Source organism: Halobacillus sp. Cin3 (assembly GCF_947311855.1).
Taxonomy (GTDB): Bacteria; Bacillota; Bacilli; order Bacillales; family Halobacillaceae; genus Halobacillus; species Halobacillus kuroshimensis.
Genome location: NZ_CAMZMV010000001.1, coordinates 262,084 through 277,934 on the forward strand (window position 1 = coordinate 262,084; position 15,851 = coordinate 277,934).

Here is a 15,851-nt window from a genome sequence, read left to right on the forward strand (position 1 = left end):
TTTTCATGCAAAGGAGGTCGTTCTTTCCAAGGAGAATGACCTCCTTCTTCATGCTCTGGTATGGCTTGCGGAAGACTCAGTTTTGATGTACCAGATAAAGTTGGATAATTTTTGAAACTTCAAAGTGTGGTGTTCGTAATAAATATTAGGAGGTTCTTAAGTTGAGTAATAAATATGTTTATTATTCAATCCTTGCAGGTTGGGTAACTTTTGTTTTATGTCTAATCATTTTCTTTGCAATTGACTCTCCCTCTCCATATATTGCAGGACTAATTGTAGGCTTTATCATATTTGAAATAAGCTTTCATCACTTGTTCGGAAAGGAAAAGGAGAGACGAAAACTGATGTGACGAGTAATTAGATGCTTTCTTTGGGGATCAAGTTTGCATCTTTTGGATCATTAGTTAAAGGAGTCCAAAAGTTGACCCTCTTAAGATTGGAGATTGTTATTAATACTAAACCTCTAGTATTAAAAGAAATAGAAATGAGGGTTCTGGAAGAAGGGAGGACTGCACGGTATGTCATTTGTAGTTCCTGGTGTTATATCCGCCATCGTCATCGCTGTCTTATCTTCTCGTTACAAAAATAAAGAAAAAACAGACAAAGGCTTTAAATTGAATTACTTTGCTCTTTCATATAGAAGGAAATGGATAAGAACCGCCATTATTGGTCCGTTTATCATTTCCTCCGCGTTTTATCTTTATTACTCTCCGGGATTTACGACGATGGCAAAAATGTTGGTTATCCCAACAATGCTGATTGTTTTCGTTCTTCCACTTATCTATAACTTATATATGTGGAAGAAAAAAGAAGATTAGAAATCCCCATTTAAATAATAGCCCTTGATAAAAGTTTGTTGTTGGTATCTGGACATTGAGCAGGAAGCTGGAGGTGAGTGATGAACTTTTTAAAATGGAAAATACAAATGAATATATTATGTGAAGTCTTCTTGGTATTTCTAATCTCGTTAGTAAGTTATTTTGTTTTAGGTCGTCCTAATACTGTACTTCTTATATTACTCGGTGGGATATCAGGTTGGGCACTTGTTAAGTTAATAAGCAGGGTCTGGAGCCAAAAGAAATAGCGTTTCTTATCGTATCTTGAAAACAATCCTTGTAGTTAAGGAAAAAGTCTATAATAGGATAGTTACAAAAAGAAGGGTGAAATAATGGAAATAGTATTTATTAGACATGGGCAGGGTGAACATACATTAAATGTGCCAAAAACCTTACATATTTCTGACCCATCATTAACAAACGAAGGTATTAACCAAGCAACAGCTCTAAAGAAAGAGCTTTCACTCACTGGTAAAGATGTAATTCTATCTAGTCCTACACAAAGAACGTTACAAACAGCTTCGATATTGTGTGAAGATATTCCAGTCAGGAAATTGGTTAGTCCATTAGTTGCCCCAAGAATGTTCCCACAACTTCCCGAAAGGAAAACTTTACCATGTGATGAAATCCTGTCCAAGGAAGAGGCAGTAGGTAGATTTCCAGATTTTTATCTACATGAAAGCTTACGCGGTGACTTATGGGAATTGGGAATTAATACTATGCCACCAAAAAAGTTCAAAGTGCTGGCAGAAGAATTCCTTAAAGCATGTGAACAGCTTACTATAAATAACAGAATTCATATCGTTTCTCATGATGGCACAATCACCTCTATTAGAGAGGTAATTACAGGTAGAACATTAACTAGAGAGGATTTCCCTAAAGAGACTGGGTGGTTAAGTGTAATTGTTTAGAGAAAGTGTTACTCATTCCTCAATGATTAGAGATAAGATTTATCATAATACTTTCAGGTACTCACAAATTATAAAAAACAAAGAGGAGTGATACGAAATGAGTAAAAGAACAAGAAATGGTATTATCGCTGCCCTTGTTTTTGCGATCATTTCTATTCTCTTCGGATATTTTATATACGGGGAAATAGAGTGGTCAATTGTCATAGGATTAATAATAGGAGGTTTTGTTTCTTGGTACTTTATTTTTCCAAAAATTGAAAAGCTGGGGCGTAAAGGTCAATCGTAAAATCCCTTGAATCTTAGTTTCTACGAAAATTAAGATATTACTTGAATAGTTGCTACCTGAGCTGACATTCAAGAACATATAGGTCGTCTGCCGTAGAAGCCAGAACGAATTTGCTGCATGACAACGCCAGTCCATTCCAAAAAAGACTCTGGTCCGTACTCTCTGTCTTTTCCCAATCTGCGGAGAGGGGTTCCTGGCCGGAAGTGATGTGTGCGACAGAAGAAGGATTGGAAAATGCTAAGTATTATGAGCCTGCTAGATTTGAGAGGGTCGTTCCCGTCGGTGAATGTTCATTGGAGCGTTTGCTCTCAATAAAGAAATGGGAGGTCAGTTATCGGAAATTTCCGAGCAGAAAACCTCTTTACGCTGGTCATTCTAGTTGGCCCCTTTTAAACCAATAATGATAGATGTTTAGACTCTGGAATACAAAAGCTTGGACATGGACATGTTTCCAAGCTTTTTCAGTTACTTCCGATTCATAACCATGACGCCTGCTAAAATAATGGACATGGCTATCCAATCACTGAGCAGAATCACTTCGCCGGCAAGCAAAGCTCCTATAAGCAGTGAGACAACAGGAGGGATATACGTAACTGTAGAGGCTGTCACAGCGCCCAGCTGATTGACAATAACATAGTAAAGGATGTAAGCAAGGCCTGTTCCGATTATCCCGAGACCGATGATGACTCCCGCAAGCGCTGTTGTGTCTGATTGAATACTGCCTAATCCATCAAGATCTCCAAAGATCCAAAGGAAAAGGATGGCAAACAGAATCTGATAACTCGTCAATGCAGCAGGAGCTATGGCCGTTCCGGAGAGGAACTTCTTAGCATAAACGAAAGAGGCTCCAACGCTTAAGGATCCAATCAGCATATACATGACACCTGATACATCAAGGGAGGAAGTCCCACTTTCCCATGGTCTTGCAATGATGAACACCCCGCTCAGCCCGATGCATACCCCAGTTACACCCCTGATGGTTACTCGTTCATCCTTCAAGGCGAAAAAGGTCAATAGTGTGGAAAAGATGGGGATGGCTCCACTCAGCGCGCCTGCTATCCCAGAGTTTAACAAGGCAGTCCCTTTGGCGAAGCAGTAAAAATAAATAACCGTCGCAAGCAGTGACATCACAAAAAAGTGATGAATGGAGGATAGGTGGCTGAACTTCAGCTGCCTTTTTAACAGTGCATAAAGAAACACAGGGATAAAGCCGGCTGACACTCTTAGAAATACGATTTGTAAGGGGCTGATATGGACGGCTGCCCATTTCATAAATAAAAAGTTCGTCCCCCATATGATGCCTAAGGCTGAGTAGGCGATATAATAGGCGTTGAATAATCTGGGTAAGTGTACGTTCATCCTGGCAGCACTCCTTGTTCAAGGGTTTAACCTATACCTTATACCAGATATAATCATCGTGAAAACAAATAATTTCGATAATTACAATCGTTTCCTTCGATTGTAGGAAATGATCATAAAGAATTGCCTCTTATACAATAATTTGGAATACTATACCTATAAAGAAGTGGGGAGTATCCCTTCATAAATAGAAAAAGATAAATCATAGACTTGATAGTTTAGGAAGTGATTAAGATTATCCTACATACGATTTTGCTTTTTGTCCTTGCAGGAATAGCGGAGATAGGAGGAGGGTATTTGATTTGGCTGTGGCTGAGAGAAGGGAAACCGCTGTATTGGGGATTGGGCGGAGGAGCAGCTTTAGCTTTGTATGGTGTGATTGCTGCATTCCAAGCTTTTCCGTCCTTCGGGAGAGTTTATGCGGCATATGGGGGAGTGTTTATCATTCTCTCTGTTCTATGGGGATGGGGCGTAGATAAAAAAACACCTGATTTATATGATTGGATTGGTGCAGGAATATGCATGGTCGGTGTAGCTGTCATGCTACTCGCCCCACGTGAGTAGTTACATATATTCTAAAAGAAAAGCGGTTGGTGTTCCTGTGAAAATATCCCGTGTCCATACTTTATATCCGTGTTTAAAAAAGAGGAACGTCCAAATGTGGAGGTTCCTCTTCTTTAATAAGACCAAATCTGGTTTTTAACAAAGTCTATCGATTAAAATACATCAAGCACATCAAGCATGACGATGATAATCAGAAGCGGGGCAACATAGCGGAGCAGGATAAACCATGTTTGGAACAAGCCTTTTTTCATCCGGCTGCCGCTTTGCAGTTCTTCATACAGTGCTGACTTTTTCATTTTATTCGGTACATACAAGGCAATCAAAAGCGACCCGATCGGGAACAGGATGTTGCTGACTACATAATCCATGTTGTCAAAGAACGTCCGTCCGAACAGGGTGGCGTCTGCCAGCACACCGTAGGACAACGTCGATGGGATCCCGACAGCGAAGATGGCGAGGCCGATGATCCACGCCCATTTTTTCCTCTTCGCTTTGTCGCCCTTCGAGAGAACGGATACGATGATTTCAAGCATAGAGAAAGCCGAGGTCAACGTCGCAAACAGGAACAGCAGCAGGAAGCCGGCAAAGAAAATCATGCCGCCCGGAAGCTGGCTGAATACGGTCGGAAGCACCTGGAACAACAGGACAGGTCCAGCATCCGCCTGGAGGTCAAATGCGAACACAGCCGGGAAAATGGCCAGTCCCGCAAGTAGAACGATGAAAATGTTCATGCCGCCGATGGATAAGGCAGCGCGAGGCAGGTTTTCGGTTTTAGGCAGGTATGAACTGTACGTTACCATAACGGAAACTCCGACACTTAAGGTGAAGAACGACTGTCCCATCGCTTCTAAAATCGTCTGCGAGGTTACTTTTGTAAAGTCAGGCATTAACAGGAAGGTAATGCCTTCCATCGCTCCGTCGAGAGATACGGCCCGAATGACAAGCAGGATAAACAATACAAATAAAGCCGGCATCATGATTTTACTGGCTTTTTCAATGCCCTGCTGGACACCCCGGGAGACAACGAGAATAGTCATGACCATAAAAATCAGCTGGACAAGCACACTTCCGAACGGGTAGGAAATAGTACTTCCGAATATCTCTGCGTAGGAGGAGGCATCCACGGAGGACAGCTGCCCGGTCAGCGTTTTATACAGATAGGCGACGATCCAGCCGCCGATGACGCTGTAAAACGATAAAAGCAGGAAGGATGTAATCATCCCCATGATGCCGATCCAGTGCCACTTCGTTCCTGGTGAGATCGTTTTGTACGATTCTACCGCGTTTTTCTGTGCGGTGCGTCCGATGGAGAACTCCGCTAACAGCAGGGGTAATCCGAGAAACAATGTAAAGATAATGAATAATAGAAAGAATGCTCCGCCTCCGTTCTGGCCGGCGATATAAGGGAATTTCCAGATGGCGCCGAGTCCGATGGCGGAACCGGCGGCAGCTAATATAAATCCGATCTTGGATGTCCACTGCTCTTGTTGTTTCATAATGACATAAGCTCCTTTACCTTCTTTTTTACTTTGACGCATCTATGCGCCAAAGGGATGACAAATAAAAAAACCGCCCCTACATGACGTAGGGACGGTTGAACCGCGGTACCACCCTTGTTATGAGCATACACTCATCACTTGTGCGTATAACAGTCGCCACTGTTTTCCACCGCGGTGGAAAAAGCTCCAGAAGTGAAATTCACAGTCAGGATGTGTGCCGGTTTTCACCACGCACCGGCTCTCTGGGACAGGGATCCTGACGGCTACTTGATTTCTCTCTAAGCCGTTCTTTTTATTAACAGTTGGATACTATTTTAATCATGGGTCATTCTTCTTGTCAATGTAAAAAATATGAAATTATCCGATTGAACGCTTCTCGTCCGGGTATACCTTTAAAAAAGGGGGGAAGTCCTATGACGACTGGTGCTGTAATCGTTTTTGTGGCCGCGCTCATTCTGGCTGCGGTCGGATGGAAGAAATGGAAGTCCTTGACACATGGGCGTTCGGTTATTTTGACGCTGCTATTTGTTACTTTTGGCATCGGCGGGGCAATCCTGCTTCTGTTCTACCTCGGATCCTCCGGTGTTCCGGGCGCGCTGGTCATCACGATTGCTGTGTTTGCTATTGCGGTGCTGGGGGCCAGTGAATACTTAAGCAGACGTACATGAAGAGGGACAGCCTGAAACCTATGAAACTTTTTCCATTGCAGAACGTATAGATGATTAAAGAGCGTCATCGTTCTAATTTGGCGAAGGGAATGATTGGTTGATCTGGTTTCAGGCTTTTATCCACCTCGTACTGCCCGTACTATTGTTTGTCCATTTATTGAAAACAGCGTATTCGAAACGTACATACCTCTTGATAGACTGGGGTGCGGCTCTCATGTTCATGGCATTTATATTCATAATCGGGCCGTGGCATATCTTTACCCACTACATGCGCTGGCTTCTGCCTCTTAGTTTTTTGGTAGTCAGCGTTTTTGTCTACAGGCGCTGGCGCAGCCTGCCTGAAAAAGCTGAAGAGATGAATAAAGGGTCGGTATTTTCCATGGTAATCAGCATACTTCTTATCTTTTATTTTGGTTCCATTGCGGTTTCAGGGCTGTCAGGATATGCCCTGCCTGAAGAAGACAAGATCGTCGACATGGAATTTCCGTTGAAGGATGGGGTCTATGCATTCGGTCATGGGGGAGCCAGTACGTCCATCAACTATCACTATGAATCCGAGACACAGGCTTATGCTTATGACATTCTTAAAGTCAATGCGCTTACCGCCCGTGCTGACGGCATATCCCCTGCCAGACTGGAAGATTATGAAATTTATGGGGAGCCGCTGTACAGTCCGTGCACAGGTGAAGTGGCAGCAGCGGTGGACGAATATGAAGACATTCTTCCGCAGGCGGAGCCGGACAAGGAGCAGCACCCCGCCGGAAATCATGTCATTCTTTCCTGTCAGGGCGTGGATATTCATATCGCTCATATGAAACCGGGCACAGTTCATGTCCAGGAGGGAGATGCGGTTGAGGCGGGTCATCTCTTAGGGGAAGTGGGAAACACAGGAAATACGACAGAGCCGCACCTTCACATTCATGCAGAAAAAGATGGAGAAGGCGTGCCCCTGACGTTTCATGACCGCTTCTTGAAACGAAACAGCCTCGTATTTCAGTGAGGAAACCCGGGGTGGAGCCATCTTTGACGGGCTGCACCGGACTTTTAAGCCTGAGACAGCACACATGTGCTGTCTTTTTTTATTTTTGTAAAACTATTTATGCACCTGTATCGTTTAATGGGGCAGGAGGGGACAACGTGGAACACTCAATGAATACATCTATCGAACATGAAAACAAAGAAGCAATCATCCAGGATCTGATGGAAAACTACGGAACAGCCATCCTCCACCTTGTCTATTCCTACGTCAAGGATGCGGCACTGGCGGAGGATCTAACGCAGGAGATTTTCGTGAAAAGCTATCACCACCTGCATACATACAACGGAACGTCGAAAATGACGACGTGGCTGTGGCGGATTGCCATCAATCACTGTAAGGATCATCTGAAAAGCTGGTATAACCGGAAAGTCACTGTGTCGGAACAGGAACAGCTGGAACAGACGAAAGATGCTTCCACTACGGAAGACGCAGTCATCCAGAACCATATCGATCATGAATTGGCCGGCGCTGTGATGGACCTGCCGGACAAATACAGGGAGGTCATCTATCTTCACTACTACGAAGACTTATCGACGAGAGAGATGGCCGACGTTTTAAACAAAAATGAAAATACGTTAAAGACACGGTTGAAACGCGCGAGAGTTTTACTTAAACAACGCCTGGGAGGGACGCTTTGATGGAAAATCGATTAAGAAAGTTGAAGCAGGCACTCAATCATACATCATTCAATACGTTGACATTCGATCAGGAGCATCGAAATCAAGTGATGGAGAAAATAGCTGGTCAGGACACGAGACCCGAACAAATCCGTCTGTCTATTTTACAGCTCCTCGTACAGGAGGAGACAGGCTATACGCTGGCTGGTAAAATCCGGTCAAGAGGGATCAAAACGTTTGAAAATGATCAAGGTGCGCTGTATACGACGCTTCACATTCTTGAACAGAAGCGCTGCATCCAGTCGGAGTGGAAAGAGGATGGGCAGAAATTTTATCAACTGACGAGAAAAGGGAGAAAGCTGCTTAAGAAATATGAGTCTTCGCCGGACAAACCCCGGGTGCTGCGTACACTCGTGGAGGCGGGTCAGATTTGAAATCACGAAACGATTATCTTCAGACCGTCCAGTCCTTTATTAAAAACAAAGAAACAGGTGGTATGATTGCCCGTGAGTTGAACAGCCATATCCAACAGGAAAAAGAAAGCTTGATGAACAAGGGGTACAGTTCAGACGAGGCCGAGGAGGAAGCGGTCCGCCGGATGGGGAGTGCACCGGAAACCGGCCGGCATTTCCAAGACCTGTATAAGGAGAGGATCGACGGATGGCTGGTCCTCTTTCTTGCGGGATTGATGGTGGCAGGCTTTCTTACATCCTTTATGTTCAGTGGCGAAGACGGCTATTCAATCAACGGGAAATTCTTCTTCACTATGTCCGGTATCGCGGTGGCAGGAGCTCTCCTGTTCATCGACTATAGGAAGCTTCAGCCGCTGGGGTGGCTGTTATATGGGCTGGGTCTTGCAGGAGTCATGTTTTTGAAATGGGGGCCGATGTCCATGACCACGAACTTTTTGGGGAGCGTGGGTGTCCGGATCGGACCCTTTCATGTGACCAGCATTGACTTCATTCCATTGCTCCTCATTGGTCTTGCTGCTATCGGCAGTAAAGGTCCCGTAAAGGTGTGGAAGGGGATCCTGTTGTATCTGTTTCCCGTCTACTTTTTCATGGAAGCTGCAGATCCGAATGCTGCGTTCATTTATACGCTGCTCTTTACAGCCCTGTTTCTCCATAAGCAGGTGAACAAAAAGATCCTCTTGTCGTTGGTTTCATTAGGAGTCATCGGAGCTGTATCTGTTGGAATGTGGTTCTTTACAGCTGCTGCCATCTATCAAAAAGAGCGGCTGCTGTCGTTCTTTTCTCCTGAGAAATTCTCAAACGGGGGCGGATACATGTATCTGCGGATGGAGGAAGTCATCAGGGATGCCGCATGGATAGGAGAGGGGGCACAAGCGGAGCCGCTGCCTTCCGGTCACACCGATTTTGTCTTTCTTTCAGTACTGAATCAGCTGGGCTGGGGCGCTGCGCTCCTTCTCCTGATTCTTCTGAGCCTTGTGCTTGGCCGCCTGTTCTGGATGTCAAGGAAGATCAAAGAACCTTTCGGTCAGCTGCTTGTAAGAGGGAGCCTGGTTTTCTATGCTGTTCCAGTTTTTTATCACGTGCTGATGTCTATGGGAATCCTGCCAACCGCTTCCTTTCCGCTTCCGTTTCTCAGCTACGGGATGGACGCTACCGTTCTTCATGCTGCTTTATTCGGGCTGGTGTTGAGTGTATACAGGAAGAAACATCCCGCTTCCTTTGCTGCCCAAGGGAAAACGAGGGTTCAATAATCACAGCAGTCAGACGGCTTCCTTGTAGAGGGAGGTCGTCTTTTTTTTAGTCTCAATGGCTCCTGGCCTGAGTAAGGAAAGCAATGAAGATATTACGAAACCGGTTTACTAAAACTATCAGAAAAATAAAAAAAACATATTGAAAACGGATACATTTGTCGTTATAATCAAGCTAACCTTATAAATCAATTGATTTTTTTTAAGAATTAACGAAACCGGTTTCGTTAATCGAAGGGGAGCATCTAAATTGATGGTTACGAAAGGGATGATCAATGTGAAAAAGAGGTTAACACTCGTTTTGTTACTGGTCTTATCTATGTTTCTTGCTGCCTGCAGCAGTGATGAGGAAGCAGCATCTGGAGAAGGGAAAGTGACACTGGACTTCTGGGTGTTCGGGGCGACGAATTATGAGGCGCTTGCTGATGAATATGAAAAAGAAAACCCGGATGTCACGATCAACATTAAAAATTCTGAGCTTGGCGATCACCACGACAGCTTGTTTACAGCCATCTCTGCAGGCACGGGCGCACCGGATCTGACAATGATAGAAGTCGATCAGCTGGACCGCTACCGCGAAGCCCAGGACCGTTTCGTAAACTTGTATGATTTGGGAGCGGACGAAATTCAGGATCAATACTTAGATTGGAAATGGAAAATGGCAGAAAACGGGGAAGGCGATTTCCTCTTTGGTCTTCCAACAGATATCGGACCTAAAGCAATGTATTTCCATACCGACGTTTTTGAAGAGGCCGGCCTTCCGACAGATCCAGATGAAGTGAGTACCATGATTTCTTCTCCGGATGAATTTGCAGAGGCTGCAGAGACGGTTATGGAGGAAACAGGCAAGCCGATGGTCGACAGCATGGAAATGGCTTTTCGTGCCAATATGGATGCCTTGCAGGTAAGCTATTTCAATCGTGATGGAGAGCTTCTTATCAATGAAGCTGATAACGGAGTCAAAGAAGCTTATGACTATGCGGTGAAGCTCCAGGAGAAAGGTGTCGTCGGATCCTTTGAAATGTGGACACCGGAATGGGCCAACGCCTTGAATAAAGGAGAGTTTGCTGTAGAAATGGCACCGGCCTGGCTGAAAGGCTACATGACGGAAAATGCGCCGGAGGGCGAGGGGAAATGGAAAGTGACGACACTTCCAACGGATTTTGCCGGTAACTGGGGCGGTTCTTATGTGGCCATTCCTTCTGAAACGAAAAACAGTGAAGAAGCCTATGCCTTTGCCCAGTGGATGCTTTCTCCTGAAAACCAGTTGAAGTCCTTCACGGAAAGCGGTTTGTTCCCTTCTGCTCCTGAAGTATATGAAATGGAAGAGTTCGTGAACAATTCCGACGAGTATTTCGGTGGACAGAATACCGCGGCTTATTTCGCAGAGGCGGCCAAGGAAATTCCTGAGGTCTACAAAGGACCGAAATATGTCACCGTGAACAATGAAGTGTTGACGGCGCTGCGCAATGTACAGGAAGGGGCCGATCCTGAGAAGGAATGGGAAGCGGCAGTCAAACGAATCGAAGATCTTATGAACCGCTAAACAGTCACCGGGCTGGGTGGGGAACATCCAGCCCTCCTACATAAAGGAGGGAAAGAAGTGGAGAGTGTACAGAAACGTCAGCATGCATCCAAATCTGCAGCGAAGACACCAATGTCTGAAAAAAAGAAAGATATGCTGTCCGGTTATTTGTATATTGCACCCTTTTTCATCATATTTGCCATTATCGGTCTTTATCCCGCTGTTTTCAGCATCATTCTTGCCTTTCAGAAATGGAACGGCCTTGGGGCCATGGAGTTTGTCGGGTTCAGCAACTTTGTTGTCGTCCTTCAAGATCCGTTGTTTTGGAAGTCGTTGTATAACACAGTCATCATCGGCTTGATGGGAACGGCTCCTCAGCTGGTTGTCGGCATTATTCTTGCTTATTTTCTTAATATGGCTGTCATCCGCTTTACGAATTTTTTCCGGGTGACCATATTTATGCCTTACATTACATCGATGGTAGCTGTCGCATTAGTATTCGGGGTGTTTTTCAGCAGCAGTGAAACCGCGCTTGCCAACTATGTCATCGGTTTGTTCGGAGTTGATCCAGTCAGCTGGAAAACATCGGAGTGGGGAGCGAAAATTGCTATTTCCCTCATGGTCTTCTGGAGGTGGGTCGGCTATAATACGATCATTTATTTAGCTGGTCTTCAAAGCATACCGAAGGACTTGTACGAAGCGGCTACCATCGACGGTGCCGGGAAAGTACAGCAGTTCCTTCACATCACGATTCCTTTGTTGAAGCCGTTTATCGTCCTTACGGTATTCATGTCAACGGTCGGGGCGCTGCAGTTGTTTGCTGAACCGGCTGTGTTCCTCGGGTCCTCCGCGTTCAACAGGGATGAGGCAATGACCGTGGTCATGTACCTGTACCGTGATGCATTCAATCTTGGATCTTTCGGAACAGCGTCTGCAACGGCTGTACTGCTGTTAATCATCATCGTGGCCGCTGCCGCAATCAATACGTGGCTCACTTCCGGGTTCGGTCGTAAGCAGAAGAGGAGGGCGTTTACCAAATGAATAACATGAAACGTGCTGCAAAAGGAACGCTCCCTGTCTATATCGCCCTTGGGTTTGCGTCACTCGTCTCGATCTTTCCATTTTACTGGATGTTTGTAATGGCCACACAGCCAAGTGCGGCGTACAATTCCATTCCACCGACGCTTCTTCCAGGTGATCAGCTGGTGGAGAACTTCATGAAAGTGCTGGATACGATTCCATTCTTCCAGGCGATGTGGAATACGATCGTACTGTGCTCGACGGTGACCTTGGCTGTCTTATTTATTAGCTCACTGGCGGGTTTTGCCTTTGCGAAGTTTCAGTTCCCGGGAAAGAACTTCTTTTTCATCCTGATTCTCTTAACGATGGTGATCCCGCCGCAGCTCGGCTTGATTCCTCAGTTTTACCTTGTTTCCCAGCTGGGATGGCTCGATACCCTGTTAGGGGCAGGCGTGCTGTTTTTACTCAACCCGCTCGGGATTTTCCTGATGCGGCAGTACATCAGTGAGTCCGTTCCTGATGAGCTGATGGAAGCAGCAAAGCTGGATGGCTGCTCCAACTTCAGGATCTACAGGAGCATCGTCCTGCCGATCATCAAACCTGCGTTTGCGACGCTCGGCATTATCGTGTTCACGCTTGTCTGGGGTGAATTTTTGTGGCAGTTTACGGTTCTTCGTGATCCGGCTTCCTATACGCTCCAGGTGGCTCTTGCTTCCTTGAACAATGCCTTCCGTGTGGACTTCGGGATGCTGTTGAGCGGTGTCTTCTGGGCAACGGTTCCTCTTATTCTCATTTTCCTGATTTTCAACAAGTGGTTCATCTCAAGTATTACGGAAGGTTCCATTAAGTAAATCTGTCCCGCTTCTCCATATTGTTGATACAATAGATGGTAATGACATGGAGGCTGTATTTGAAGGAGAGAAAGAGATATGGATTTGACAATACGCGACATAGCTAAGATGGCAGGAGTGTCTCCGGCCACTGTTTCCAAAATTATCAACAATTATGGAGGCATCAGTGAATCGACACGAAAGAAAGTCTATAAAATTATCGAAGATACGAAGTACCAGCCGACGTTTTCGGCAAAGTCGCTGGCGACGAAAAAATCAAATTTGATTGGACTTATCTATGCGGGAAAAATCAATGTTGATTTCACCCACCCTTTTTTCAACGAAGTCGTCAATTCGTTCAAAAAAGCGGTCGGGTCGCTCGGGTATGACCTGCTGCTGTTCTCGAATGAAAAGATTTATCAAGGAGAAAGCAAGTATTTGGAAAGGTGCAAGCATTTTCATGTGGACGGGTGTCTGATCATCGCAGGGGATGAAATTGAAGAGGCCGTCCATGACATTGCCCAAAGTGACATTCCAAGCGTCGGCATTGATTTGAAGCTGGAAGGCCCACGATCCAACTATATTATGACCGACAACGCAAAGATCGGTGCTAAAGTGGTCGAGCATTTATATTTGAATCAGGTACGGACCATCGCCTATATCGGAGGGAAACAGGACTCGCTGGTGTCCAGTATCCGGAACATCGGCTTTATTGATGCGATGAATCAGTTCGGCCTTTCTGTAGAAAAGGACTGGCTCTATTACGGTGATTTTTTTGAAGAAAGCGGCTATGAAGGAATGAAAGAGATACTGAAAGCCGATCGTCTTCCGGAAGCTGTTTTCGCAGCGTCCGATATGATGGCGCTTGGTGCGCTTAAAGCGATCAAGGAAGAAGGATTATCCGTTCCTGAGGATATCCAGCTGATCGGCTGTGATGACATTGAAGCATGCCGGTACAGCGATCCACCGCTGACAACAGTCAAACAGGACAAACAAAAGCTCGGAAAGCTGGCTGCTTATATGCTGGAGGATTTGATCAAAGAAGATCATGACATACAGGATATGAAAGTAGATCCGGAGCTTGTGCTCAGGGCTTCTACGAAGGAAAGCTGAACGTTCCGGGTGAAAACTGGAGGAATCGCTTATGACAACTATTCAATTTCCAGAACAACTCAAGTGGGGCGCGGCTACCGCGTCCTACCAAATCGAAGGGGCAGCAAAAGAGGGGGGCAGGACCCCGTCGATCTGGGACGTCTTCGCCCATACTCCCGGCAACGTAAAAAACGGGGATCACGGCGATGATGCCTGCAACAGTTATCATATGTACAAGGAAGATGTACAGCATTTGAAGAGCCTGGGAGTCGATATCTACCGCTTCTCGATATCTTGGTCGCGCGTGATTCCTAATGGGACCGGAGAGTTGAATGAAGAAGGAGTGGCCTATTACCGTCATCTGATTGATGAACTGATCGAAAACGGGATCGAGCCGATGATCACCCTTTATCATTGGGATCTTCCCCAGGTGCTTCAGGAAAAGGGCGGATGGGAGAACCGCGACACGACAGACGCGTTCTTATCCTATGCCGAAGCGATGTTTCAGGCGTTCGGTGGACAGGTGAAAAAGTGGCTGACCATCAATGAACCGTGGTGTGCCTCCTTTTTATCCAACTACCTCGGCATTCATGCGCCGGGAAAAACAAGCCTGCAGGCCGCGGTCGATGTTTCCCACCACCTGCTGCTCGCCCACGGAAAAGCAGTCCAATCATTCCGGAGACTCGTGCCGGACGGCGAAATCGGATATGCTCCGAACGTCGGGTGGCTCGAGCCCTTTACTTCGGATGAAAAAGATGTGGAGGCCTGCCGGAGAGGGATGATATGGCAGAAGGAATGGTTCATGGATCCCGTTTTCAAAGGTACATATCCAGAGACGCTGCAGGACATTTTTGCTGAGCAGGATGCCGTGCTGCGTATGGAAGATGGAGATCTCGATATCATCTCCCAGCCAATTGATCTCATGGGGATCAACTACTACACAGGAAGCATCGGCCGCTACAAGGAAGACGGAGGCATGTTCCAGGTCGAGGAATTGCCCGTCGACGACCGACGCACAGATATTGACTGGCCGATTTATGCAGAAGGCTTCTATAAAACGTTGAAGGATATTCATGAGACTTACGGGAATGTGCAGCTGTACATCACAGAAAACGGAGCCTGCTACAACCACGGCGTGGAAGAGGATGGAAAGGTGCACGACCAGGAGCGAATCGAATACTTAAAGCAGCACCTGACATCGCTGAGCCGGGCGATTGAGGCCGGCGTCCCGATTGCCGGTTACATTGTTTGGTCACTTTTAGATAATTTTGAGTGGGCGGAAGGCTATGACAAGCGCTTCGGAATCATCCACGTGAATTTTGATACGTTTGAGCGGACGCGGAAAGACAGCTATTACTGGTATAAAGATACGGTGGAAAACCACAAGTTTGATCTATGAATCTAAATGATCGACGAGCCGCGCTGTCAAGGGTCAGCGTGGTTTGTTTTATGGATAACGCCCAGACCACACCTTCTCGCCCGGCATAGGCTAAGGTTGAAGCAAACGGAAGGGGCGATCGTTGTGGAACGGATTTATCATCATGGTCACGGCACATACGTACCCGGCGTAGGATACCATCACGGACACGGGACTTATATCCCGGGGTATGGCTATCACCATGGACATGGCACCTATGTCCCGGGCTACGGGTATCACCACGGGCAGGGAACGTATGGAGGATCCGGTTTTGAGCACGGACACAGCAGCTATGCACCCGGATACGGTTATCATTACGGCCAGGGGAATTATTATCCGTGGGGCGGAGTTCATCACAGCCACGGTGGATGGTACCACCCATAATCACTCACAAAAAGGCCCGCAGGGGTCTTTTTTTTCTGGACATAAACAGTAAGAGATGGTGAACGAAAAGGATAAAAAAGGAAA

17 protein-coding genes and 1 other annotated feature are annotated in these 15,851 nt (G+C 46.1%); of the genes, 15 read left to right on the top strand and 2 right to left on the bottom strand.

What is annotated here, in order from left to right; genetic code table 11:
- Positions 1–518: 518 nt before the first annotated feature.
- The 3 genes from QMA39_RS01465 (at position 519) to QMA39_RS01475 (ending at position 2,033) form a co-directional block, all read left to right on the top strand.
- Complete coding sequence (locus QMA39_RS01465) at positions 519–818, top strand: hypothetical protein (RefSeq protein WP_281657792.1); 300 nt, start codon at positions 519–521, stop codon at positions 816–818.
- A gap of 350 nt (positions 819–1,168) precedes the next feature.
- A complete protein-coding gene (locus QMA39_RS01470; protein ID WP_281657793.1) occupies positions 1,169–1,747 on the top strand; it encodes a histidine phosphatase family protein in 579 nt (192 codons plus the stop codon).
- 97 nt (positions 1,748–1,844) lie between these two features.
- Positions 1,845–2,033, top strand: coding sequence for a hypothetical protein (locus QMA39_RS01475; protein WP_027953836.1), 189 nt, complete (start codon positions 1,845–1,847; stop codon positions 2,031–2,033).
- Positions 2,034–2,498: 465 nt separating this feature from the next.
- Here the strand turns inward: QMA39_RS01475 and QMA39_RS01480 are convergent, their stop codons facing one another.
- Positions 2,499–3,392, bottom strand: a complete 894-nt coding sequence (locus QMA39_RS01480; protein WP_281657794.1) for a DMT family transporter — start codon at positions 3,390–3,392, stop codon at positions 2,499–2,501.
- A 237-nt stretch (positions 3,393–3,629) separates the two neighbouring features.
- Between QMA39_RS01480 and QMA39_RS01485 the strand changes: the two genes are divergently transcribed.
- Complete coding sequence (locus QMA39_RS01485; RefSeq protein ID WP_027953838.1) at positions 3,630–3,956, top strand: YnfA family protein; 327 nt, start codon at positions 3,630–3,632, stop codon at positions 3,954–3,956.
- Between the two features lie 152 nt (positions 3,957–4,108).
- Here QMA39_RS01485 and QMA39_RS01490 read toward each other — a convergent pair whose 3' ends face one another.
- Positions 4,109–5,452 (bottom strand): sodium-dependent transporter, encoded by a 1,344-nt coding sequence (locus QMA39_RS01490; protein ID WP_281657795.1) that lies wholly within the window; start codon positions 5,450–5,452, stop codon positions 4,109–4,111.
- 87 nt (positions 5,453–5,539) lie between these two features.
- Positions 5,540–5,745: a binding site (T-box leader), on the bottom strand.
- 123 nt (positions 5,746–5,868) lie between these two features.
- On the opposite strand from QMA39_RS01490, the gene QMA39_RS01495 reads away from it, so the two are divergent.
- From QMA39_RS01495 to QMA39_RS01545, 11 genes are all read left to right on the top strand, one after another.
- Positions 5,869–6,123: a hypothetical protein gene (locus tag QMA39_RS01495; protein WP_281657796.1), complete on the top strand. Its 255-nt coding sequence runs from the start codon at positions 5,869–5,871 to the stop codon at positions 6,121–6,123.
- Positions 6,124–6,220: 97 nt separating this feature from the next.
- The gene (locus QMA39_RS01500) at positions 6,221–7,123 is read left to right on the top strand and encodes a M23 family metallopeptidase (RefSeq protein WP_281657797.1); all 903 of its coding nucleotides are present in this window, start codon (positions 6,221–6,223) and stop codon (positions 7,121–7,123) included.
- Positions 7,124–7,260: 137 nt separating this feature from the next.
- On the top strand, positions 7,261–7,800 hold the full coding sequence (locus QMA39_RS01505; RefSeq protein ID WP_281657798.1) for a sigma-70 family RNA polymerase sigma factor: 540 nt from the start codon (positions 7,261–7,263) through the stop codon (positions 7,798–7,800).
- Positions 7,800–8,213 (top strand): PadR family transcriptional regulator, encoded by a 414-nt coding sequence (locus tag QMA39_RS01510; protein ID WP_027953843.1) that lies wholly within the window; start codon positions 7,800–7,802, stop codon positions 8,211–8,213. Before QMA39_RS01505 ends, QMA39_RS01510 begins: the two co-directional genes overlap by 1 nt.
- Entirely contained in the window at positions 8,210–9,502 is a 1,293-nt protein-coding gene (locus QMA39_RS01515; protein WP_281657799.1) for an FtsW/RodA/SpoVE family cell cycle protein, read from the top strand. The genes QMA39_RS01510 and QMA39_RS01515 overlap by 4 nt, the downstream gene beginning before the upstream one ends.
- A gap of 265 nt (positions 9,503–9,767) precedes the next feature.
- Positions 9,768–11,045: an ABC transporter substrate-binding protein gene (locus tag QMA39_RS01520; protein ID WP_281658364.1), complete on the top strand. Its 1,278-nt coding sequence runs from the start codon at positions 9,768–9,770 to the stop codon at positions 11,043–11,045.
- A 111-nt stretch (positions 11,046–11,156) separates the two neighbouring features.
- The gene (locus QMA39_RS01525; RefSeq protein WP_206932987.1) at positions 11,157–12,065 is read left to right on the top strand and encodes a sugar ABC transporter permease; all 909 of its coding nucleotides are present in this window, start codon (positions 11,157–11,159) and stop codon (positions 12,063–12,065) included.
- Positions 12,062–12,895 (top strand): carbohydrate ABC transporter permease, encoded by an 834-nt coding sequence (locus tag QMA39_RS01530; protein ID WP_027953847.1) that lies wholly within the window; start codon positions 12,062–12,064, stop codon positions 12,893–12,895. Before QMA39_RS01525 ends, QMA39_RS01530 begins: the two co-directional genes overlap by 4 nt.
- A gap of 78 nt (positions 12,896–12,973) precedes the next feature.
- Entirely contained in the window at positions 12,974–13,987 is a 1,014-nt protein-coding gene (locus QMA39_RS01535; protein WP_281657800.1) for a LacI family DNA-binding transcriptional regulator, read from the top strand.
- A 31-nt stretch (positions 13,988–14,018) separates the two neighbouring features.
- The gene (locus QMA39_RS01540; RefSeq protein ID WP_281657801.1) at positions 14,019–15,365 is read left to right on the top strand and encodes a GH1 family beta-glucosidase; all 1,347 of its coding nucleotides are present in this window, start codon (positions 14,019–14,021) and stop codon (positions 15,363–15,365) included.
- A 123-nt stretch (positions 15,366–15,488) separates the two neighbouring features.
- Positions 15,489–15,767 carry a hypothetical protein gene (locus tag QMA39_RS01545; RefSeq protein WP_281657802.1) on the top strand — a complete coding sequence of 93 codons (279 nt, stop codon included), beginning with the start codon at positions 15,489–15,491 and terminating at the stop codon, positions 15,765–15,767.
- The last annotated feature ends 84 nt before the right edge of the window (positions 15,768–15,851 follow it).